The sequence below is a fragment of the Kribbella sp. NPDC002412 genome, from assembly GCF_053592935.1.
This window is the reverse complement of record NZ_JBSFBL010000016.1, coordinates 115793-138912: the sequence shown is the minus strand read 5'-3', so window position 1 is coordinate 138912 and position 23120 is coordinate 115793. Positions and strand designations below refer to the sequence as shown.

The following is a 23120-nucleotide window of genomic DNA, read 5'->3' as shown; positions in this document are numbered from 1 at the left end:
CGAGGAGAAGCCCATGGCGACGCATCCGCTGGACCCGCTGGACGCCGACGAGCTCCGCCGGACCGCGGCGATCCTGCGCCGGGACAAGGAGCTCGGCGGGTCCTGGCGGTTCGCCGCGATCGAGCTGCTCGAGCCGGCCAAGGCCGTGGTCCGCACCTGGCGCCTGGGTGATCCGATCCCGCGGACGGCGTTCGCCGTACTGTGGAACCGAGCCGACAACCAGACCTGGGAAGGTGTCGTCGACCTGATCGGTGACCGGGTGGAGTCCTGGACGCACGTGCCCGGCGCGACCCCCAACTTCACCGTCGACGAGTACCACGAGGTCGACGAGGCGATGCGCGCGCACCCGGACGTGATCGCGGCGCTGGCCGAGCGCGGAGTCACCGACCTCTCGCTGGTGCTGATCGAGGTGTGGACGTACGGCAAGGCCCTGATGCCGGCGGAGTACCGCGACCGCCGGCTCGGCTGGTGCGACATCTGGTACCGCGAGACGCCCGAGGGCAACCCGTACGCGCACCCGGTGTCGGGGCTCAAGGTCGTCGTCGACCTGAACACCCTCGAGCTGCTCGAGCTCGAGAACGACCACAACCACGGCCAGCCCGACGTCACCGCGGAGTATGCCGCCGGCCCGTTCCGCGCCGACCTCAAGCCGCTGCACATCACCCAGCCCGAAGGTGTCTCGTTCGCCCTCGACGGCAACGGGCTCAGCTGGCAGAACTGGTCGCTGCGGCTCGGCTTCAACTACCGCGAGGGGCCGGTCGTCTACCAGGTGCAGTACGGCGGCCGGGACATCGCGTACCGGATGTCGTTCGCCGAGCTGATGGTCCCCTACCGGGACGCGTCCTTCGACCACTACCGCCGTACGGCGTTCGACATCGGCGAGTGGGGTCTCGGCTTCATGACCACCTCGCTCGAGCTCGGCTGCGACTGTCTCGGCGAGATCGTCTACCTGGACGCCGTCCTGCACGACAGCCACGGTGAGCCCTACCCGATCCGGAACGCGATCTGCTTGCACGAGGAGGACAGCGGCGTGCTGTGGAAGCACGTCGACCACACCACCGGCGCCGAGGTACGGCGGATGCGCCGGCTGGTCGTGTCCTGTCACGTCACCGTCGCGAACTACGAGTACCTGGTCTACTGGCGCTTCTACCAGGACGGCAACATCGAGTGCGAGGTGCGCGCGACCGGGCTGATGGTGACCACACCGTTCGCCGCCGACGGTTCCGCACCGGCGACGGGCACGGTGGTGGACAAGCAGACGTATGCGCCGTTCCACCAGCACTTCCTGGTCGCCCGGCTCGACCTCGACGTCGACGGTGACGGGAACACCGTGCATGAGGTCGACTCGCGCGCCTTGCCCGTCTCCGACGACAACCCGTACGGCCTGGCCGTGGTCACCGAGGCCACCCCGATCCGGTCCGAGTCCGAGGCTGCCCGCGACTTCAATTGGGCCAGCCAACGGTCCTGGAAGGTGGTCAACCCGAACCGGGTGAATGCCTTGGGCACCAATCCGGCGTACAAGCTGGTGCCGAGCGCGTCGATCCCGCCGTTGATGGATCCGGCCGCCCCGCAGTTCCTGCGGGCGCCGGTCATCGGGCACACGGTCTGGGTGACCCGGCAGCACGACGAGGAACGCTGGCCGTGCGGCGCCTACCCGACGCAGTCGGCGACGGACGACGGGATGACGCGCTGGATCGCCGACGACGAGGCGCTGGAGAACACCGACGTGGTGCTCTGGTACGTGTTCGGCATCCACCACGTCACCCGGGTCGAGGACTGGCCGGTGATGCCCGCGGACACGATCGCCTTCTGGCTCAAGCCGTTCGGCTTCTTCGACCGGAACCCGTCCCTCGACGTGGCTCCGGACCACGGGCACGCAAGCTAACCGTCGCCGTTGGACAGATGGATGGTGATCAGCGAGCCCTCGGGCGCGCCGTCACGCGATCTCGGGTCGGTGTAGGCGACGGTGCCTTCGTTCTCCGGCGAGCGGACCAGGTCCTCGGCGATGACGACGTCGAAACCCGCCTGGCGGAGCCGGTCCTCGGCTTCGTCGGGGTTCATGCCGTTGACCGGCGGGATGTCCTTGCGGTCGCCGGCGACGGCGGTGGCCCGCGGCGCGACGAACCGCTTCAGCGGCATGCCGTCGAGCGCGTTCTGCATCGCCGTCTGCCACAGCGGACCGGCGGTGCCGGAGCCGGTCGGGTCGGAGATGTCCTGGCCGTCCAGGGTGTGGCGGTACATCAGGTTCGTGTACGGCAGGTTCGCGTCGGCCACGACGGCTGCCGCGGCCAGGTTCGGCGCGTATCCGACGTACCAGACCGCTTTGTTCTCCTGGATGGTGCCGGTCTTGCCGGCCAGGTCCCAGTTGCCGAAGTTCAGCCGGCCGCCGGTGCCGCCCGGCTCCATCACCGCGCTGAGCACCCGGTTCACGCCGTCGGCGACCTCGGGCCTCAGCGCCTGCTTGCACTCGATCCCCGGGGTGTCGATCGGCCGGCGGGACTTGTCCTCGACCGAGAGGACGAGCAACGGCTTGCAGTACTTGCCGCGGGCGGCGAACGTCGCGTACGCGTTGGACAGCATCAACGGCGTCACGTAGCCGACGCCGAGCGTCATCGAGATGACCTGGTCCAGCGGCTCCAGGGTCTGCCCGTTGTACACCCCCAGCGACTGGGCGATCTTGGCGATCGGGCACAGGCCGACGCGCTGCGACAGCTGCAGGAAGTAGGTGTTGGTCGAGTACCGGGTCGCCTCGACCAGCGTCAGGTTGCCGCCCTGGGTCGAGTTCTGCGGCGTGTAGTCGGGGTCCCTGGTCCAGCCCGAGCAGGTCTGGAACCGCTTGCCGCTGAGGTTGATCTGCTGCGGCGAGTTGATCCGGTAGTCCAGCGGGATGCCCTTGGAGATCGCGGCGGCGACGGTGAACGCCTTCATCGTCGAGCCGTTCTGGAAGCCCCCGAACCCACCCGCGTAGGACTTCTCGACGTTGTAGTTGTACGCGGTCTGGTACGCGCCGCGCCCGTACTCCCGGCTCTGCACCATCGCCTTCACCAGGCCGGTGCCGGGCTCGACGATGGTGATCGCCGCGATCGCGCTGTCGGTGCGCTTGGTGTGCTCGTTGATCGACGCCTGCGCGGCCTTCTGCATCCGCCGGTCCAGCGACGTCGTCACGGTCAGGCCGCCGGTCTTCAGGAAGTGCTCGCGGTCCTTGACGGTCCGGCCGAGGGCCGGGTTCTGCAGCAGCCTGGAGACGACGTACTCGCAGTAGAACGGGTACTTCGAGCTCGCGCAGCCGTTCGGCACCTTCAGCACCCGCTCCGGGTCGATCACCGGGGTCTTGAGCGCCTGGTTCGCCTGGTGCACGGAGATGACGCGCAGCTCGAGCATCCGCCGGATCACCACGTCCCGGCGGGCCTTCGCCCGGGCCATGTTGTTGGTCGGGTCGTAGCCGGTCGGGTTCTTCACCAGGCCGGCCAGCATCGCGGCCTGGGCGAGCGTGAGGTTCTTGGCCGAGGTCCGGAAGTAGTGCTGCGCGGCGGCCTGGACGCCGTACGCGCCGTCGCCGAAGTTCACCACGTTCAGGTACCGCTCCAGGATCTGGTCCTTGGAGTACTCGCTCTCGACCGCGATCGCGTAGCGCAGCTCGGTCAGCTTGCGCTCGTAGGTGACCGCGGTGGCCCGGTGCCGCTCCTCGGCGGTCTTGGCCTTCTCGACCAGGCTCAGCTTCACGTACTGCTGGGTGATGCTGGAGCCGCCCTGCTGCACCTCGCCCTCGGTCTGGTTGCGCAGCATCGCGCGCAGCGTGCCCTTCAGGTCCATCGCGCCGTGCTCGTAGAACCGCGAGTCCTCGATCGCGACGATCGCCTTGCGCATGATCGGGTTGATGTAGCTCAGCGACACCGGGACCCGGTTCTGCTCGTACAGCGTGGCGATCAGGGTGCCGTCCGCGGCCAGGATCCGGCTACGGACGGCGACCGGCTCGATCTCCAGCTCCCGCGGCAGAGTCTGGACGGTGTCCACGACCTTCTCGCTGCCGACCCCGGCCAGTCCGGCGAACGGGATCGCCAGCCCGGCCGCCAGCGCGCCCGAAAGCACGCTCACGATGAGGAAAGTCACCAGTGCGCGGACTTTGTTGCCACCGCCCGTGTCGGTGTGCATAACTCCAGGTTAGGTGGACTGATCACCACGTGCCAGGCCGGCGGCGATTGCCTCGATCAGCCGGGGCCGCAGCTCGGCCGCGCTGATCACCGCGTCGACGGACCCTACCTCGACGGCGCGCTGGATGCTGTGCACCCGGTCGAACCCGGTCGCCACCTCGCCCAGCTTCTCGGCCCGTACGGCGGTCCGCACCTCCTCCAGCTCGGTCGCCAAGGCGGCCCGCTCGGCGCCGCTGGCCTCCCGGACCCGCTCGGCCAGGGCCGCGACGCGCGGGTCGGACGCGGTCCGGGAGTTGACCTCGCCGGCGAACACGACCGCGGCCGCCGGCGCGCCGCCGATCACCGACGCGAACGAGCCCTCGACCGCGAGCACCGTCATCGACGGGTTCAGCGCCTTGGAGAACACCACGAACGCGCCGCCGTGGTAGCGCGACACCACGCAGAACACGATCGGGCCCCGGAAGTTCACGATCGCCCGGCCGATCTCGGCGCCGTACTCGAGCTGGAGGTTCCGCATCGAGTCGGGTGAGCCGTCGAAGCCGGACAGGTTGGCGAGCACGACCAACGGCCGGTTCCCGCTGGCCGCGTTGATCGCGCGGGCCGCCTTCTTCGACGAGCGCGGGAACAGCGTGCCCGCGGTGTAGGTGTCCGGCCCGTCGGCGGGCGGGAAGCCGCGGCGCGGCACCGACCGGGACTCGATCCCGAGCAGGCAGACCGGGTACCCGCCGAGGCGGGCGTCCTGGACCACCGCGGTGTCCGCGTCGGCCATCCCGGCCCAGCGCTCCAGCACCGGGTGGTCCTGATCGGTCACGGACCGCATCAGCGTGCGGATGTCGAACGCCTTCTTGCGTTCCGGGTTGGTCGCCGCGGAGAAGATCTCGCCGACGGTGCGGAAGTCGCTGCCGGCCACGTTGTGCGGGTACGTCGTCACGTCCCGGTTCACCGGGTCCGACGTCTCGGCCCGCCGGGGACCGCTCTCTCCCGGGACGACGTACGTGTGGTCGTAGTGCGCCATCAGCACGTCCCGCGCGCCCTTCAGGTCGGGCGCCCAGTACTGCGCCTGGCCGTTCGGGCCCATCACCCGGTCGTAGCCGCCGATGCCGAAGTTGTCCTCGGCGGAGACGCCGCCGGAGAAGTCCAGCGACTGCTTGCCGGTCAGCACCATCGCACTGTCCGGCGTCATCACCAGGATGCCCTTGGTGTGCATCAGCATGGTCGCCTCGGCGTTCCAGTACGGCTGCGCCCCGACGTTGATGCCGGCCACGACGATGTTGATCTCGCCGCCGTCCTGGGTGAACTCGACGATCCGCTTCAGCGCCTTGGCGACCCAGTCCATGTTCTCGGTGCCGGAGTCCATCGAGATCCGGGCCCCGGCGGACAGCGAGTACCACTCGACCGGCACCCGCATCCGCTCGGCCAGGTCGAGGGCCGCGATGATCCGCGAGCACTCCCCCTCGGCCACCGCGCCGAGCGCCTTCGTCGGGTCGCCGCTGAGCACGACCCGAGTCACGCCCTCCGGGTGCCGGGCCGTCGGCGTGGTGACCACGCCGGCGATCAGACCCGCCTTGTTCAGGCCCCGCGGACGCTCCACCGGCACCAGGGCGCCGGTGTCGTCCAGGTCGTACTCCGTCCAGCTGCCGCCCGGACCGGACACCATCCCGGCGACCTCGTACGGGTAGACCGTGTTGCGGCGGCGGGACCGCTGCACCTTCTGCGCGTAGTCGTCGAGCGGCTTCAGGCGCTCGGTCGGCGGCTGCTCCACCGACGTCACGACACCCGCGCCGTGCTGGTAGTAGAACCGCGCGGCGAGCAGGTTGACCGAGTCGTCCGGGGTCAGCACCCGGCCCTGGACCAGGACCTCCTCGATCCCGGCGCCGGCGGTCAGCGGGGCGATGTTGCGGCGCAGCGCGGTCAGTTCGTCGACCTGGGCCTTGATCTCGGGCCAGATGTGCACCCAGACGTGGTTCATGTCGAGCTTCGCCCCGGCCGCGCCGCGCTCGGTGCGGGCCCGGCGGATCGCCTCCAGGCAGTTCGCGATCGCCCGCTCGGCGTGCGGCAGCGAGGTCACCTGGCCGTCCTCGTCCCGGACCACCGCGAACTGGCGGACCTGCGCGAGCGCGACGAGCCGCTGGTCGGCCTCGTTGTCGCGGGCGACGCAGTGGTAGAGCAGGACGTCCTCGGGCGCGTCCAGCCGGGTGATCCGGAAGTCGTGCAGCCGCCACAGGGTGAGCCGGCGGCCGACCATCGGGTGGACGCCGCGGACGTTGTCGTCCTCGGTCACCGTGCCGGCGGCCGGGCGGTAGGTGAAGTACGAGACCGGTCCGCCGTGACCCGGTGCGACCGCGACGGTGAAGCGGCGTACCTGCTGGGAGACCGGGAGCGCGTCGACCAGGTCGCGGAGGTGGTCCGACGCGTCCTGCTGGCCTGCTGGCACGTCCGGGCCGTGCAGGTACAGCTCGGTGACTACCTCGTGACCGGCCGGGCGGGCATCGACCTGCGCGGTCAGCGCCTGCACCAGGCCGCTGTCCGGGTCAGCCAGCTCGGCCACCGTGCCGACCGTGGTGACCAGGTGGCTCAGCCGGTCGTCGATCGAGTAGTCCGCGGTCGCGAACGGCCGGCCCTCGACGGCGAACTCCCGCAGGTCGTGCAGCTCGTACTCGCGGTAGTGCCGACGGATCAGCACCTCGAGCATCGGCTCCCGCTCGCCCCAGCCGTGCTCCACGCGCTCGGCCAGGAAGCGGACGATCGGCTCGGGGATGGCCGCCAGCGCGTCGATCCGCTCCTTGCGGTTCGGCGCCGCCGGCTCCGCGGCCAGGGCCGCGACCTCGTCGCGGACACCGGCCAGCACCGAGGTGCGGTCCGCGTCCACCAGCGGCTGGTCGAACCAGCGGAAGCGCACGCTCCGGGCCAGGTCGCCGATCACCGGGAAGCGCAGCTGGGTCGCCAGTACCAACCGGTCCAGCAACTCGTGCGCGCCCTCGTCCACCGGTGCGGCCGGGCGCGGCTCGGCGATCCAGCGCTGCAGCACCGACGTCACCAGCAACACGTCCGGGGTGGAGCGCTGCTGGGCGAGGAAGATCCGGAAGACCGCTTCTTCCAGCTCGGTACTGCGCTCGAACTCGGTCACCCCGTAGTGGCCGAGCACCCGGCTGAGCCGGGACTGGAACTCGGCCGGCAGTCCACCCCGCTCGGGGTCCAGGCTCTGCAGGTAGGTGTGGAAGTGCTCGCGCGGGCTGTGCACCCGGTTCTCGGTGCTGATCTCCTCACCGGCCGGCCGGTTGCGGCTCAGCTCGGCGAAGTCCGCGAACACCTGCAGCAGGTCGATCTCGGCGTGCACCGGCGGCTCGGCCAGCTCGGCCCGCGCGGTCAGGTAGTCGGCCAGCATGCCGCCTTCGTCCCGCGGGTCGATGTCGAACCCGAGCAGCATGCTGCGCAGGTCGTCCAGCCCGCGCTCGGCGCGCTCGGCCGCCGACTTCTCCCCCGACCCGTTCGGCAGGTCCAGCTTCACGCCGTTCTCCACCGGCGCAGCCTCCGCCGCCGCGCCGTCGTCGGCGACCGGCTCCAGCCGGAGCAGCGGCGCACCGGTCTCCACCTGGCTGCCGGTGGCGACGAGCAGCTCCTTGACGGTGGCCTTGAACGGCGCGTTCAGCACCGTCTCCATCTTCATGCTCTCGAGCACGAGCACCGGCGCACCGGCCTCGACCACGCTGCCGCTCTGGACCGGCGTCGCGACCACGAGTGCCGGTGCGGGCGAACGCAGTACGCCGCCCTCGTCGCGGCTCACGCGGTGGGTGACACCGTCCACCTCGATCAGGTGCACCGGTCCGTGCGTGGCGGTGACCAGCCGGAACCGCTGCCCGCCGACGACCAGCCGGCCGGTGTAGGAGTCCAGCCGCTCCAGCTCGGCGTCGACGACCTTGAACGTGTCGCCGCTGCCGACGCCGACCCGGAACCGGTCCGGGCCGATCCGCGCGACCGTCACGCGGTAGCCGACGCCGCGCAGCTTCAGGTCGATCGCGCGGCCCACCTCGTGCTGCACCTGCGGCCGGCCGCCGTGGGCGGTCTCCAGCAACCGCGCCCGCTCGACCTGCTCGGCCTCCTCGTACCCCTCGATCGCCGCCGCGACCAGCGCGACTCCGGAGTGCCGGTGCGAGACCAGCCGGCCCTCGCCGCGGACCCGGTCGATCCAGCCGGTGTCCGCGCTGCCGTCGATCACCTCCGGCTGGTCCAGCAGCTCGAGGATGAAGCTCTTGTTGGTGGTGCCGCCCTCGATCAGCACGGTGGTCGCGGCCACCGCCCGGCGCAGCCGCGCGAGCGCCTCGTCCCGGGTCCGGCCGTAGGCGATGATCTTCGCGATCATCGAGTCGAAGTCGGCCGGGATGCTGTCTCCCGCGCCGACCCCGGTGTCGACCCGAACCCCAGGCCCGGCAGGCAGGTCCAGTACGGCGATCCGCCCCGGCGACGGCGCGAAGTCGCGGTCCGGGTCCTCGGCGTTCAGCCGCGCCTCGACCGCGTGGCCGCTCTCGGCGGGCTTGCCGCCGTCCAGCCGCCCGCCGGAGGCGACGTGCAGCTGGGCCTTCACCAGATCGAAGTCGGTGGTCAGCTCGGTGATCGGGTGCTCGACCTGCAGCCGGGTGTTGACCTCCAGGAAGGCGAAGGTCTTGTCGCCCGGGTGGTACAGGAACTCGACGGTCGCGGCGCCGCGGTAGCCGACCGCGAGCGCGAGCCGCTCGGCCGACGCCTTCAGGTCCTCGACCTGCGAGGCGGACAGCAGCGGGGAGGCGGACTCCTCGATCACCTTCTGGTTGCGGCGCTGGACCGAGCAGTCGCGGACGCCGAGCGCCCACGCGGTGCCCTGGCCGTCGGCGATGACCTGCACCTCGACGTGCCGGGCGCCGGTGACCAGGCGCTCCAGGAAGACCACGCCGCTGCCGAACGCCCGGGCCGCCTCTTCGCTGGTCCGCGCGTACGCGTCCTCGAGCTCCTCGGCGGACCGGATCACCCGGATGCCGCGGCCGCCACCGCCCGCGGTGGCCTTCAGCATCAGCGGGTAGCCGATCGAGGCGGCCGCCTCCAGGGCGGCGTCGAGCGACTCGACCGCGCCGCGGCTCCAGGGCGCGACCGGTACGCCGACCTCCTCGGCGATCAGCTTGGAGCCGATCTTGTCGCCGAGCTTGCGCATCGCCTCGGCCGGTGGGCCGATGAAGGTGACGCCGATCCGGTCGCACAGCTCCGCGAAGGCGGGGTCCTCGGCGACGAAGCCCCAGCCGACCCAGGCCGCGTCGGCCTTGGTCTCGCGCAGAGCGCGCTCGAGCACCTGCAGGTCCAGGTACGGCCGGGCCGACGCCGGGCCGAGTGGGTAGGCGATGTCGGCCTCGCGGACGAACGTAGCGGTCCGCTCGCCGTCGGTGAACAGTGCGATCGTCTCGATCGGCTCACCGCCCTCGGCGTTGAGCTCACGCACCGCGTTGATCAGCCGCATCGCGGCCTCGCCCCGGTTCACCACTGCGATACGCTTGAACATCGACCGCCTCCGTGTCTCACCTTGCGTTGTGCGGAAGGGATCGCCGTCCGCGCGCACAGGTTTTCAGCCCGGAAGCATTACCGTCGAGTCGCCCCCCTGATCCGGTGCGTCGTCACTCGTGGTAACTAGCCCAGGAGCGCCTTGGTGGCCGGTACGACGTCCGTCGCGAACCGGGTGATCTGAGTCAGGTTGTGCTCCTCCGGCCAGAAGACGAACGTCCGGAACGGCTGCTCGGTCGCCAGCCGGGCGAAGAACTCGGCCCACTGGTCCGGAGTGCCGCGCAGCGGGGCGTCGCCGCGCGTCGTGTCGGTGTCACCGGGTACGTCGGTGATCGTCCCGACGACCTGTGCGATCCGCAGCACGTCCGACGGATCCCGGCCGGCTGCCTTGGCCGCCTCGTCGATGATCGCGTTGGCTCCGGCCCACTCGTCGTACGGGAGGTAGTGCGGGATCGGCGCGGCCCAGCCGTCGGCGAGCCGTCCGGTGAGCCGCATCGACTTCGGCCCGACCGAGCCGACCCAGATCTGGATGTCGTGCGCCGGCAGCGGGCCCGGGCGCAGGTTCAGCCGGTAGTACTTGCCATCAGCAACCACTCGGTCGGAGCCGGTCCACAGCCGGCGGAGCAGACCGATGCCCTCCGCGAGCGCTTCGAGGGCCTCGGCCGGGGTCCGGTCCGGACCGCCGATACCGGTGATGCCCCGCGGGATCCCCCCGGCGCCCAGGCCGAGCTCGAACCGCCCGCCGGACAGTACGTCGAGGGCCGCGGCCGACTGTGCCAGCAGACCCGGCGGCCGCAGTGGCAGCGGCGCGACGTCCGGGAAGAACCGCAGCCGCTCGGTCCTGGCCAGCAGATCACCGATCACCGTCATCGCGTCCAGCTGGCTCGGCGCGTACGGGTGGTCCTGGACCGCGATCAGGTCGATGCCACCCTCCTCCGCCGCCGCGACCAGCTCCCGATGCAGTCCGACCTGCTCGGTCGGCGTGACCTGTACTCCGAATTCGACCATGCCGGAAGCATGTCAGTTGAAGAGCACTTGAGCTCAAGCAAGCTGGATGGAGTCACCGGAGACGGTGATCTGCTTGGCCGCCAGCGGCGCCGGGGCCGGGTCCTTCACCACCGACCCGTCCGCGATCGCGTACTTGCTCCCGTGGCAGTCGCAGTTGATCGTGCCGCCCTCGACGCTGGCGACCGGGCACTGCTGGTGCGTGCAGATCGAGGTGAACGCCTTGAACGTGCCCGCGGTCGGCTGCGTGATGACGGTCTGGCTGTCGGCGACGATGATCCCACCGCCGACCGGGACGTCGGTGGTCTTGGCGAGCACGGCGCCGGCCGGGGCCGAGGTGGCGGGCGGGCTCGTCGGTTCGCCGTACGTGCTGCAGCCGGCGACTGCGGCGACCGCGGCCGCACCGGCGGCGAGGACGGTACGGCGACTCGGTTCGTCCACGGCGGGTCCTCTCAACGAATGATGCCGAAGGTGGTGAAGAACCACAGCGACGAGCTCAGCCACAGCCCGACCAGGCCGGTGAAGACGGCCCCGCCGAGCGCCGGCAGCAGCCAGCGCGGCAGGTCGTTCCGGCTCAGCGTCAGCATCTTGGCCGCGAACGCGCCGTAGAAGAAGCAACCCAGCAGGGAGTGGATCAGCACGCGTGGTTCGTCGTACCGGAAACCCAACGCGTAAAGGCAATGCGCGACCACCGGCAGCGTGACCGCGACGGCCGCTCGCCCCGACCACCGATGCAGCGGCCCGACCCATCGCCGACCCGACAACGCCTTGAGATGCCCGAACAGCGCCATCGCCGAGACCAGTTGTACGACGGCCAGCAGCAAGGCCAGCGTTGCCAGCCAGGCCTTCACCGACTGTGGACTGGAGAAGCCGGCCACGTTGATCGCGACGCCGGTCGGGTCGTGCAGCCGTCCGTAGACACCGAGGACGATGGCGACCGCGGCGCCGACGGCCAACGGGATCACGGCTCTGCTCGCGACTCGGACCGGCGCCGTCGTCGTCATGGCTCTCCTCAGAACGTCTCGTCGCCGGTGATCGACGTGGCCGTGACCGGGCTGCCGCCGACGGTCGCCGTACCGCTGGCGGCGTCGAGTGGCGGCGCGGGAGCCGGGGTGCCGTCGTTGTCGACGCCGACCTGGCTGCCGTCGGGCAGGACGATCCAGCCGATGGTGTTGCTGGACGTCCGCGCGCGGTACAGGCCGGCCGGTGGGTCGGCCTTGTCGATCGTGAAGGCCAGTTGGCGGCCGCGGACGGTGACCGTGCCGGTGACGGCTTCGGCGGCCAGGGTTGCGGTCAGTCGCTCACCGGATTTGGAGCGCAGCCCGAGCCGGCCGCCGTCGTGGGTTCCGGTCAGCCAGACCTCGACGCTGCGGCCGTCGCAGACGTACGCGGCTGCTCTACCACCCTTCACTGCTATCGCGAGGGTGGCTTCGCGTCCCGTCGTACGGCCGGTGAAGACGGCAACGACTGCCGCCTGTGTAGGCGTGGCCGACGGAGTTGTGGCGGTCGGTGTCGCAGGCGGGCTGGTGGTCCTGGGGGTGGCGGTGGGCGCGGCGGCACTAGGCGCCCCGAGGGTGCCGGTCTGGGTGCTGTTCACGACGAGCAGCGCGACCAGCCCGACGGCTGCGGCCGCGAGCGTCACCAGCGGACTGCGTTGTCCCATCTCCCCCACCTCACAGACGAGAATCGCGGCCCACCACGGCTGCGGTCAACTGCTCGCCCAGCGTTGCTACAGCGTTGCTACAGGGTTGCTACAGGGTTGCTACATTCGGCGGATGGGCACCCATCGGCTCGACCTGGACGACGCGACGCTGCGGGAGTGGGACGCGGTCGTCGTCGGCGCCGACCCGGAACGCGGCATCGTGCTCGACCGGTCCGCCTTCTACCCCGGCGGCGGTGGCCAGCCGCCGGACCACGGTGTGCTGCTGTGGGGCGGGGTGCGGACCCGGGTCGTCGGCACGGTCAAGGGTGACGACCAGTACCTGGTGCTGCACGAGGAGGATCCCGTTCCGCCGGTCGGCACCGCGGTCCGCGGTGCGCTCGACGACGAACGCCGTACCGACCTGATGCGGACGCACTCCGGCCTGCACGTGCTGACCGGCGTGGTCTTCCGCGACTTCGGCGCGCTCGTCACCGGCGGGAACATGGAGCCGCTGACCGCCCGGATGGATTTCGACCTGGCCGAGGTGCCGCCGGACTTCAAGGACCGCGTCGCCGAGGCGGTCAACGCCGAGATCCGCACCGATCGCCGGATCACCGTGGCCAATCTGCCGCGCGACGAGGCGTTCGCGATCCCGGACATCATCCGGACGGCCACGAACCTGTTGCCGCCGGACATCGAGGTGGTCCGGATCGTCGACATCGAAGGCCTCGACACCCAGGCCGACGGCGGCACCCACGTCGCCTCCACCGCGATGATCGGCCGGATGGAGGTCGTCAAGATGGAGAGCAAGGGCCGCGGCTTCCGCCGCCTCCGCGTCCGCATCGTCTGACCCCTTCGGGGACAAGACTGCGAGGCGGAGAGGGGAGGAACCATGACCGACATGGTGGAGAGGCTCAGGGGCGCGGTCGCAGGGCCGGTGCTGGGGCCGGAGGACGACGGGTACGCGCAGGAGGTGGTGGGGTTCAACCTCGCCGTGCAGCACAGTCCTGAGGTCGCCGTCGGGATCACGTCGGAGGACGATGCGGTAGCGGCGGTGCGCGCCGCGGCCGAGGCCGGCAAACCGGTGCGCGTGCTGGCAACCGGGCACGGGTCGCCGGTGCCGATCACCGATGGTGTCCTGGTCAACACGTCGCGCCTGACCGGTGTCACGGTCGATGCGGACGCCAAGCTGGCGCACATCGCGGCCGGCAGCCGGTGGGCCGAGGTGATCGCGGCCGCGGGTGAGCACGGGCTGGCGCCGGTCATCGGCGCGTCCGACGCCGTCGGCTGCATCGGCTACACGCTCGGCGGTGGGGTCGGACCGCTGTCCCGCACGTACGGCTTCTCGTCCGACTGGGCACGCAGCTTCCGGGTGGTGACCGCCGACGGCCAGGCCGTGACGGCGAGCGCGACCGAGCATCCCGACCTGTTCTGGGCACTGCGCGGCGGGAAGGGCGGTCTCGGCCTGGTCACCGCGATGGACTTCGCGCTGGTCGAGCTCAGCACGCTGTACGGCGGCTCGGTCTTCTTCGACGCCGACGACATCGCCGCCGTGTTCGGCACCTGGGCGGAGTGGACCAAGACGCTGCCCGAGACCGCGAACACCTCGGTCGTGATCCTCCGGCTGCCGCCGCTGGAGTTCATCCCGGAGCCGCTGCGCGGCAAGACGGTCCTCAGCGTGCGTTTCGCGTTCGTCGGCGACCCGGCCGACGGCGAGCGCCTGTTCCAGCCGATCCGGGCCGCCGGTACGGCGATCATCGACGGGGTCGGCGAGATGCCGGCCACCGACATCGCGCTCATCCACAACGACCCGAAGGAGCCGACGCCGGCGTTCGACCGTGGGCTGGTGCTGAAGGACGTCGACCCCGGGTTCGTCGCGGCCTTCCTCGACGCGGTCGGTCCGCGGCAGCAGCTGCCGCTGATCGCGATCGAGATCCGGCACCTCGGTGGCGCGATGAGCCGCGACGTGCCGGAGGGCAGCGCGGTCGGCGGGCGGAGCAGCGCCTACAGCCTGGTGATGATCGGGGTGCCCGACCCGAGCCTGTTCGAGACGGTGCTGCCGGGGGTCGTCGACGGTGTGCTGACCGGTCTGCGCGACTGGATCGCGACCACCTCGATCGTCAACTTCGACGCCGCGTTCTCGTTCCCCGGGTCGTACGAGGCGTGCTGGCCGGCGGACACGTTCGCCCGGCTGGCCGAGGTGCGCGCGACGTACGACCCGGACAAGGTGTTCCCGTTCGGGCCGGCCTAGGTCGTGTCTGGCAATTGCCAGACACGGCCTGGTGGTTCAGTCGCGCCAGGAGTGCTCGGGCTCGTAGCCGAGGAGCTTGCGGGCCTTGTCGATGGACAGCAGGGTCTCGTTCGGGCCGAAGGGCCGCTTCACCGGCACGCCGGGGAAGACTTCGGCCAGGAGCTCCTCGTTCGGCCGCGTCATCACCGTGTCCGCGTTCGCGATGATGAACACGTCCGTGCCGGTGACGTCGTACTCGAGGGCCTTGCGGACCGCCTGGGCGCCGTCGCGGGCGTCGATGTAGCCCCAGAGGTTCCACTTGCGCGACTGGGCGTCGGCGTCGAACGAGGGGAACTTCGCGTAGTCCTCCGGGTACATCACGTTGGAGAACCGCAGGCCGATCAGCTTGAGGTCCGGGTGCCACCGGACCAGCTGCCGGGCCAGCTCCTCCTCCAGCGTCTTCACGAGCGAGTACGTGCTGTTCGGCCGCGGCGCGTACTCCTCGTCCACCGGCACGTACGGCGGGAACTCGTCGAACGGCAGTCCGAGCACGGTCTCGCTCGACGCCCACACGATGTTGCGCACGCCCGCCCGCAGCGCCGCCGAGAACACGTTGTAGGTGGCGACCATGTTGTTCTCGAACGTGGCCGCGTTCGGCCGCAACCCCGGCGCCGGGATCGCGGCCAGGTGCACGATCGCGTCTACGCCGTCGTGGCGGTCGTCGATGCCGGCGAGCGCCTCGTAGGTCTGGCCGAAATCGGTCAGGTCGACCCGCGTCGACGTCACCTCGGCGCGCGCCGGCGGCGCCTGGTCCAGGGCGACCACGTCCCACCCGCTGTCCACCAGGTGGTCGACGACCGCGCGACCGAGCTTGCCGCTGCTTCCGGTGACCGCTACCCGTGCCATCCGCACTCCTTCTCGAGCTGTTGGTCCTGATGATTCCACTCGCAGCAAGCGCTCTCAGCGCATAACCAACCGGTGGACTAGGCTCGGCGTTGTGAAACTAGCTGGGCGGATGGAACGTCTCGGGACCGAGTCTGCGTTCGAGGTGCTGGCCAAGGCCAAGGCGCTGGAGGCGAGCGGCCGGGAGATCGTGCACCTCGAGATCGGCGAGCCGGACTTCGACACCCCGGCCCACGTCGCGGCCGCCGCACAGCAGGCGATCGACAAGGGCCACACGCACTACGTGCCCGCACCCGGTATCCCCGAGTTGCGGACCGCGGTGGCCGACTTCCTGGAGCGCACCGGCCGGCTGACCACCACGCCAGACCGGGTGCTGGTCACGCCCGGCGCCAAGCCGATCATGTTCTTCGCGATCATGGCGCTGTGCGAGGAGGGCGACGAGGTCCTCTACCCGGACCCGGGCTTCCCGATGTACGCGTCGATCGCCTCGTTCGCCGGCGCGACGCCGGTCCCGGTGCCGCTGCGCGAGGAGAACGGGTTCGTGATCGACCCCGACGAGCTCGCGTCGCTGGTCACCGAACGGACCAAGCTGCTGATCCTGAACTCCCCGCACAACCCGTGCGGCAGCGCCTCGACGCCCGAGCAGCTCGAGGCGATCGCCGAGATCGCGATCCGGCACGACCTGGTCGTGCTCAGCGACGAGGTCTACTGGGCGCTGCGGTACGACGGTGACCACCACAGCGTGCTCGACCTCGACGGCATGGCGGAGCGGACGATCCTGCTCGACGGCTGGTCGAAGACGTTCGCGATGACCGGCTGGCGGCTCGGCTTCGGCGTGTTCCCGCAGCCGCTGGTCGAGCCGATCACCCGCCTGGTGATCAACTCGGTCTCCTGTACGTCGGCCTTCAGCCAGCACGCCGCGATCGCCGCCCTCGAAGGCCCGTGGGACGACGTCGACACCATGCTGGAGGCGTTCCGGGAGCGCCGCGAGGTGATCGTCTCGGGCCTGAACGCCGTACCGGGGGTGTCCTGTGTCGAGCCGGGCGGCGCGTTCTACGCGTTCCCGAACATCACCGAGCTTGGCCAGTCCGCGGCGACGCTGGCCGACCGGCTGCTAGAGGAAGCCGGGGTGGCCTGTCTTCCGGGCACGGCGTTCGGCGCGTACGGCGAGGGTCACCTGCGCTTCTCGTACGCGAACTCGATCGAGAACATCCAGCGCGCGCTGGCAGCGTTCAAAGACCTGACGTCCTAGAGGTCCGCCCCGCCCGGCTCGAGGTACAGCCGGCCGGTGAGGACGGCGATGAGGCTCGGGTCCATGGCGTCGATCCTTTACCGGGGCGGCTGCGGGTGTCACGGTGTGTGGCAGGAATCGGTCGTGGAGGTTGGGATGAAGCCGTTTGCGTCCTCGGGGGACTTGGCTGCGAAGGCGGAGACGTTCGAGGTGCTCGCCGACGGGGTGTACGCGCTGACGGCCGAGGGTGATCCGAACGTCGGCGCGATCGAGGGCGAGGACTTCGTGGTCGCGTTCGAGGCGCGGGCGACGCCGGTGGCGGCCCGGGAGTGGCTGGACAAGCTGCGGGAGCACACCACGAAGCCGGTGCGGTACCTGGTGCTCAGCCACTACCACGCGGTGCGGGTGCTCGGCGCGTCCGCGTTCGGCGCCGACGTGATCATCACGCACGACAACACCCGCAAGCTCGTCGCCGAACGCGGACGGCAGGACTGGGACAGCGAGTTCGGGCGGATGCCGCGGCTGTTCAAGGAACCGTCCTCGATTCCAGGCCTCACCTGGCCGGATGTGACCTTCTCCGACCAGCTCACGATCGACCTCGGCGGGCCGCGTGGTGAGCTTGTCCTGCAGTACTGCGGTCGCGGGCACACCGCCGGCGACATCGTCGCGTGGTTGCCCAAGCAGCGTGTGTTGTTCGCGGGCGACCTGGTCGAAGCGCAGGCCGCGCTCTACACCGGTGACGCCTTCCACACCGACTGGTCGACCGGGACGCTGGACCGGGTGAAGGCGTTCGAGGCCGAGGCGTTGGTCGGTGGCCGGGGCGCCGTACCGCGGGGACGCGAGGCGGTCGACGCCGCGATCGAGCAGACCAGGCATTTCCTGCTCGTCCTGCGGGAGAAGGTCGGGGCAGTGCACTCGCGTGGCGGGGCGGTGGCCGAGGCGTTCCAGGAAGCGCATGCGGCGTTGGCGCCGCAGTACGGTCACTGGCCGATCTTCGAGCACTGCCTGCCGTTCGACGTCCAGCGCTTGTGGGACGAGCTGGACGGGATCGACTGGCCGCGGATCTGGACCGCCGAGCGCGATCGCGAGGTGTGGGACAGCCTTGTATGACGGCACGCCGGTCGCGGTGATCGGCAGCGGACCGGTCGGCCAGACCACGGCGTTGCTGCTGGCCCGCTGGGGTCTCCGGGTGCTCCTGCTCGACCAGCGCCCCGGCCGGGAAGCCGTCGGTTCGAGGTCGATCTGCCAGCAGCGCGACGTCCTCGACATCTGGTGCTCGGTCGGCGCGGACCGGATCGTCCACGAGGGCCTGGCCTGGACGACGGCCCGGACGTTCTACCGCGACCGCGAGCTGTTCTCCTGGTCGTTCGCGGATCCCGGCCGCTCGGCGCTGCCGGCCTGCGTGAACATCTCCCAGAGCCGGACCGAGGAGATCCTCGACGAGTGCATCGCCGCGCAGCCGCTGATCGAGGTCCGATGGAACCACGAGGTCACCGGGATCACCCAGGACAACAACGGGGTGACCCTCACCTGCGGCGCCGCCAAGCTGCGGGTCGCGTACGCCGTCCTGTGCGCCGGAGCGAAGGCCGACTCGCTGCGGCAACAGCTCGGGGTGACGTTCGCCGGTGAGAGTTTCGACGACCGGTTCCTGATCTGCGACCTGCGGGCCGACCTGCCGGGCTGGGAGACCGAGCGGCGGTTCTACTTCGACCCGGTCTGGAACCCGGATCGCCAGGTCCTCATCCATCCGTGCCCGGACTCGACGTACCGGATCGACTGGCAGGTGCCCGATGACTTCGACGCGGACGCCGAGCGCGCGGACGGGCGGCTGGACGCGCGGATCCGGATGATCCTCGGCGACTGTCCGTACGAGCTCGTCTGGCAGTCGGTGTACCGGTTCCACTCCCGGTGTGTGGACCGGATGCGGGTCGGACGGGTGCTGCTCGCCGGGGACTGCGCCCACCTCTACGCGCCGTTCGGCGCCCGCGGCCTGAACTCCGGCGTCCCGGACGCCGAGAACGCAGCCTGGAAGCTGGCGTTCGTCCTGCACGGCTGGGCGCCGGAAACACTGCTCGAGACCTACCACGACGAACGACACGCGGCGGCGTTGGAGAACCTGGAGATCACCAGCGCCACCATGCGCTTCCTCGTACCACCCGACGAGGCGCACTGGTCCCGGCGGCGCGCCCTCCTCGACGCCGCCCGCGCCGACCCGGCCAAGGTCGTGGACGTGGACTCCGGCCGCTTCGCCGAACCCTTCTGGTACGTCGATTCGCCGCTGACCACCCCTGATCCGACCCGGCCGTTCACCGGCCGCCCACCCCGCGGCCAGCTGCCCGCACCCGGTCCCGGCATCATCATCCCCGACGCCCCCGTGCCCGGTGGCCGGCTGCGTGAGCTCGTCCGCGACGGATTGTTGCTCCTGACAACCACTGGGTCGGGCAGGTTGGAGACGTCCGCACCCCACCGCGTGCTCAGCCTGGCCGAGCTGGGCCTTGAACCTTCCGTTCTCGGCGCACGTCCAGGCGAGTCCTGGCTGATCCGGCCGGACGGTCACGTCGCCGCCATCCTCACCGACTCGCAGTCCGTTCCGGCTGCGATGCACCGTGTGCTTACCGGTTCTTGAAGGCCTGCCGCACCTTGGCGGCCGCGGTGACGATGTCCGTCAGTGCTTCCTCGTCCGCCATCAGCAGGCTCTGCCGGATCCACACGACCGAGTCCTCGGCCGCCTCGGCGACCGGACAAGGCCGCAACTCGGTGTAGGCGCTCAGCGCGGCCTCCCGCGACAGCGAGCGGTACCCCAAGTCCAGCGGCACACCCTCGGCCGTCATCGCCTCGACGAACTCGGCCTTGCTGCACTTCGCGTCGTACCGCAGCAGCGCGAGATGGTGACTGCTCCGCGTCGTGCCCTCAGGTTCCGGAAGAATGTCGAGATGCTGACGGAGGAACGCGACCGAGCGCTGCCGAGTCGCGACCTGCTCGTCGAGGGTGGCGAGCTGCGGCAGGAGTACGGCGGCCTGGAACTCGGTCATCCGCAGGTTCCACCCGACGTCGGGATGCTCGTACCAACCACCGTCGAGACGGCGCCCGACGTTGTGGAACGCCCACAGCCGCCGGTACACCTCCTCGTCGCCGGTGACGATCAGCCCACCCTCACCGGCCGTCATCGCCTTGCTGGACTGGAAGCTGAAGCACGCCGCATCGCCGGCCGTGCCCACCGGCCTGCCGTGCCACGTCGCGCCGTGCGCCTGCGCGGCGTCCTCGACGATCGGTACGCCGTACTGCCTGAGCGCCTCGACATCCGCCGGAGCGCCGGCCAGGTGGACGGGCATGATCGCCTTGGTCCGCGGGCCGATCAGTTGTGCGACCGCACCCGGGTCCAGGTGCAGCGTGCCGGGGGTGACGTCGGCGATCACCGGCCGGGCGCCGGCGAGCACGACGGCGGTCGCGCTGGCCACGAACGTGTACGCGGGCACGATCACCTCGTCGTCCCGGCCGACGCCGACGGCCCGCAGGGCCAGGAAGAGTGCCACGGTCCCGTTGACGACGCTCAAGCCGTACGGCGCCCCGACCGAGCGCGCGAACGCCTCGGTGAACTCGTTGACCTTCGTCCCCGAGGTCGCTCCCCAGGCGCCGCTGTCGAGGACTTCGAGGAGCAGTTCGCGTTGTTCCTTCGTCGCCGGTGGCGGCCAGCTCGGCCAGGGCGTACGTCGTACCGGCGGGCCACCGTGCAGAGCGAGCGTCATCGCGATCCCTCCAGGAGCTTCGTCATCGTGCCGAACAGCAGTTGATCGCGGTCGGCCGGCGCGATCGGCGCGAGCAGCACCCGGCCCAGGCCGACGCGCAGGTCCAGGAACAGCGCATCGGATCCGAACACCATCCGATCCGCGCCGACGGCGTCGACGAGCCAGGCCACGTGTCGTGCGGTCAGCCGGGAGCTGCAGATCTCCAGCGTGACGTTCTGGTGCTGCATCGCGACCTCAGCGGCCGCGGGCAGTCCGGCCGGGAACAGGCCGGCGTGACCCATCAGCAACTGGACCGATGGGTAGCGCGGGGCAACCTCCGCAAATCGTTCCGGGTCGCACCACGGAGAGCCGTACATGCCGTGCGACAGCACGATGCGACCGCGCTCAGCGGCGAGCTCGAACGCGGCTGCGTAACCAGGTCCGTCCAGCTCGTGCTGGTGGGTGTCGGGGTGTAGCTTCAGCCCGATCACGCCAGGTCTCGCGAGCAGGTCGGCCGTCCGCTCCGGCGCTTCGGGGTCGTGCGGGTCGTAGACGGCGTACCCGAGGAACCGGCCGGGATGCTTCGCGAGCTCGTCCAGCAGCAGCGCGTTGCCGGCCCGGGAGTCCGGCCCGATCGCGAGCAGGTGCGAGACGCACATGGTGTCCACCCCGCAGCTGTCCATCACCCGCAGCAGGCTCTCGGTCGAGCTGTCCGCGATCGCGAACGCGAACCAGCCGCCGAGATGACCGTGGGCGTCGATGATCCCGGTCATCCGAGCAGCTCCATGACGTTGCCCCCGGCAATCAGCTCGACGTCGGCGGCCGGCAGCTCGAGGTGGTCGAGCTGGAACCGCGGCCCGGCGTCGTCGGTCTCGGGGGCGCCGGTGCCGAACAGCACGCGGTGCGCGCCGTACCGGTTCGCCATCCACTCGACCTGCAGATGACCGCACAGACTCGCCGTGTCGACCCTGAGCCGCGAGTGCGCATCCATCAGGTCCGCGAGCTCCCGCAGCGCGCGATACCCGGTGTTGATCAGCACGATCCGCAGCGCAGGCACCTCGGTCGCCAGCCGATGAATCTCAGCTGCGGACGTCGACTCCCATCCCAGCAACACGGTGATGTCGCGCTCGGCAAGCTCTCTCGCCAGCTCGAGCCCATGCGGCCCAGCCACAGCGAACCGATGCTCCGCCGGACACATCCGCACGATGCGCGCATCGGGCACCGGCGTCCCCAGCGGCCCGGGTACGACGACCGGCACGCTGGTCAACCGTGGATGCCCAGGTACGGCGACCGGCGCGACCGGGTCGTAGTGGAGTGCGTGCGAGTGGACGACACACGCGGCGTCGATCGCCAACCGGTCGAGCTCGGCGACCAGCCCGGCGACGTCCCTGCTCGGCACGTCGCCCACCGGCACCGGCCCGAGGATCCGGTTGACGTCGACGACTCTCATGTCAGCGCTGTCTGGACAGCAGGTCGTCGGCCTGCTTGGCCGCGTCGTCCAGCGCCTTCTGCGGTGTCTTCTTGCCGGTCAGCGCGGCCTGGATCTCGACCGCGAGCAAGGCCATCACCTGCCGGGCGGCCGGGTTCACCTCACCGTGGAAGGCGAACTGCAGGGCCTCCTCGAACTTCTTCGACTGCTCGTCCGAGGCCGGCACCGGCGCGTCGGTCCGCGGTGACAGGTAGTTGGACGCCGTACCGAGGCTGATCACCTGCTTGGGCTGGGTCATGAAGCCGAGGAACTTCTCGGCGCCCTCGATGTTCTTCGAGCCCGCGTTCACCGCGAGCCCGCCGGGCAGGCCGAACCCGACCCGCTTCTTGTTCTGCAGCGGCACACCGACGATCACGTTGGCCGCGCCCCAGCTGGCGTTGACCGTCTTCGCGTCGATCAGGGTGTTGGTGAAGCCCATCGCCACCTGCTGCTTGCCGAGCGCCTGGTCGGCGACCACGTTGGCGTTGGTCAGGCTGCTCTTCGGGATCCCGCCGGTGTCGTACAGGCCCTTGATGAAGGTGAGCGCCTCGACCCCGGGCGCCTGGTTGAACGCGACCTTCTTGCCGTCCTCGGCGAACACCGAGCCGCCGGCCTGCCAGAGCAGCGGGTAGAAGCTCAGGTTCAGCGAGGTCTCCGGGGAGGCCGAGTAGTCCAGCGTCGCGACACCCGCCTGCTTGAGCTTCGGCGCGGCCGCCTTGATCTCGTCCCAGGTCTCCGGCGGCTTCGCGATCCCGGCCTTGTCGAGCAGCTTCTTGTTGTAGAGCGTGGTGGTGACCGTGTGGTAGATCGGCGCGCCGTACAGCTTGCCGTCGACGGACAGCGCCTCCAGCGCCCCCGGCAGGAACTTCGACTTGTCCGCCTCGAGCACCTTGTCGACCGGCTCCAATGAACCCGTCTTCACGAACTGCGGGATCTGGTCCGGCCCGAGCAGCAGCACGTCCGGTCCCTTGCCACCGGAGAACGCGGTGGCCAGCTTCTGGTCCCGGTTCGCCCACGGCTGGTGCTCGATGGTCAGGTCGACGTCGGTGTTCGCCGCCTCGAAGTCCTTCTCCACCTGCGACCAGTACGCCACCGCCGCCTTCTCGTCGGCGATCACCGGATACATCCAGACCGTGACCGGCTTCGCCGAGTCCCCCTCCCCCGACCCACCACCACAGGCACTCAACCCGGCCGCCACCACGGCCGCGGCGAGCGGCGCCCCAAGACGCTTGACCTTCATCG

16 protein-coding genes and 1 pseudogene are annotated in these 23120 nt (G+C 70.4%); 6 read left to right on the top strand and 11 right to left on the bottom strand.

The genetic code is table 11. The features are described 5' to 3' along the window. Positions 1-10: 10 nt before the first annotated feature. Positions 11-1885 (top strand): annotated as a pseudogene (locus ACWCOV_RS15865) (primary-amine oxidase); the annotation flags it as partial. Here the strand turns inward: ACWCOV_RS15865 and ACWCOV_RS15860 are convergent. The 6 genes from ACWCOV_RS15860 to ACWCOV_RS15835 form a co-directional block, all read right to left on the bottom strand. After that, on the bottom strand, positions 1882-4095 hold the full coding sequence (locus ACWCOV_RS15860; RefSeq protein WP_449829973.1) for a penicillin-binding protein: 2214 nt from the start codon (positions 4093-4095) through the stop codon (positions 1882-1884). The pseudogene ACWCOV_RS15865 and the gene ACWCOV_RS15860 overlap by 4 nt on opposite strands. A gap of 66 nt (positions 4096-4161) precedes the next feature. Then, entirely contained in the window at positions 4162-9675 is a 5514-nt protein-coding gene (locus ACWCOV_RS15855) for an ATP-binding protein (protein WP_449829972.1), read from the bottom strand. 125 nt (positions 9676-9800) lie between these two features. Next, a complete protein-coding gene (locus ACWCOV_RS15850) occupies positions 9801-10682 on the bottom strand; it encodes an LLM class flavin-dependent oxidoreductase (protein WP_449829971.1) in 882 nt (293 codons plus the stop codon). 33 nt (positions 10683-10715) lie between these two features. Further along, positions 10716-11120: a Rieske (2Fe-2S) protein gene (locus tag ACWCOV_RS15845; RefSeq protein ID WP_449829970.1), complete on the bottom strand. Its 405-nt coding sequence runs from the start codon at positions 11118-11120 to the stop codon at positions 10716-10718. Between the two features lie 11 nt (positions 11121-11131). After that, a complete protein-coding gene (locus ACWCOV_RS15840) occupies positions 11132-11683 on the bottom strand; it encodes a DUF6529 family protein (RefSeq protein ID WP_449829969.1) in 552 nt (183 codons plus the stop codon). 8 nt (positions 11684-11691) lie between these two features. After that, positions 11692-12342, bottom strand: coding sequence for a hypothetical protein (locus tag ACWCOV_RS15835; RefSeq protein WP_449829968.1), 651 nt, complete (start codon positions 12340-12342; stop codon positions 11692-11694). Between the two features lie 112 nt (positions 12343-12454). Between ACWCOV_RS15835 and ACWCOV_RS15830 the strand changes: the two genes are divergently transcribed. Further along, positions 12455-13171 (top strand): alanyl-tRNA editing protein, encoded by a 717-nt coding sequence (locus tag ACWCOV_RS15830; protein ID WP_449829967.1) that lies wholly within the window; start codon positions 12455-12457, stop codon positions 13169-13171. A gap of 42 nt (positions 13172-13213) precedes the next feature. Next, a complete protein-coding gene (locus ACWCOV_RS15825; RefSeq protein ID WP_449829966.1) occupies positions 13214-14572 on the top strand; it encodes an FAD-binding oxidoreductase in 1359 nt (452 codons plus the stop codon). 36 nt (positions 14573-14608) lie between these two features. Here ACWCOV_RS15825 and ACWCOV_RS15820 read toward each other — a convergent pair whose 3' ends face one another. Then, a complete protein-coding gene (locus ACWCOV_RS15820; RefSeq protein WP_449829965.1) occupies positions 14609-15457 on the bottom strand; it encodes an NAD-dependent epimerase/dehydratase family protein in 849 nt (282 codons plus the stop codon). A 109-nt stretch (positions 15458-15566) separates the two neighbouring features. Between ACWCOV_RS15820 and ACWCOV_RS15815 the strand changes: the two genes are divergently transcribed. The 3 genes from ACWCOV_RS15815 (at position 15567) to ACWCOV_RS15805 (ending at position 19311) form a co-directional block, all read left to right on the top strand. After that, entirely contained in the window at positions 15567-16706 is a 1140-nt protein-coding gene (locus tag ACWCOV_RS15815; RefSeq protein ID WP_449829964.1) for a pyridoxal phosphate-dependent aminotransferase, read from the top strand. Positions 16707-16841: 135 nt separating this feature from the next. Further along, positions 16842-17795, top strand: coding sequence for an MBL fold metallo-hydrolase (locus tag ACWCOV_RS15810; protein WP_449829963.1), 954 nt, complete (start codon positions 16842-16844; stop codon positions 17793-17795). Beyond that, positions 17788-19311: an FAD-dependent monooxygenase gene (locus ACWCOV_RS15805; RefSeq protein ID WP_449829962.1), complete on the top strand. Its 1524-nt coding sequence runs from the start codon at positions 17788-17790 to the stop codon at positions 19309-19311. Before ACWCOV_RS15810 ends, ACWCOV_RS15805 begins: the two co-directional genes overlap by 8 nt. On the opposite strand, the gene ACWCOV_RS15800 is transcribed toward ACWCOV_RS15805, so the two are convergent. The 4 genes from ACWCOV_RS15800 to ACWCOV_RS15785 are packed head-to-tail and all read right to left on the bottom strand — an operon-like array spanning position 19298 to position 23118. Then, a complete protein-coding gene (locus ACWCOV_RS15800; RefSeq protein ID WP_449829961.1) occupies positions 19298-20431 on the bottom strand; it encodes a DegT/DnrJ/EryC1/StrS family aminotransferase in 1134 nt (377 codons plus the stop codon). The genes ACWCOV_RS15805 and ACWCOV_RS15800 overlap by 14 nt on opposite strands. After that, complete coding sequence (locus ACWCOV_RS15795) at positions 20428-21183, bottom strand: amidohydrolase family protein (protein ID WP_449829960.1); 756 nt, start codon at positions 21181-21183, stop codon at positions 20428-20430. Before ACWCOV_RS15795 ends, ACWCOV_RS15800 begins: the two co-directional genes overlap by 4 nt. Then, the gene (locus ACWCOV_RS15790; RefSeq protein WP_449829959.1) at positions 21180-21860 is read right to left on the bottom strand and encodes an amidohydrolase family protein; all 681 of its coding nucleotides are present in this window, start codon (positions 21858-21860) and stop codon (positions 21180-21182) included. The genes ACWCOV_RS15795 and ACWCOV_RS15790 overlap by 4 nt, the downstream gene beginning before the upstream one ends. Position 21861: 1 nt before the next feature. Further along, positions 21862-23118: an ABC transporter substrate-binding protein gene (locus ACWCOV_RS15785; protein ID WP_449829958.1), complete on the bottom strand. Its 1257-nt coding sequence runs from the start codon at positions 23116-23118 to the stop codon at positions 21862-21864. Positions 23119-23120: the final 2 nt, after the last annotated feature.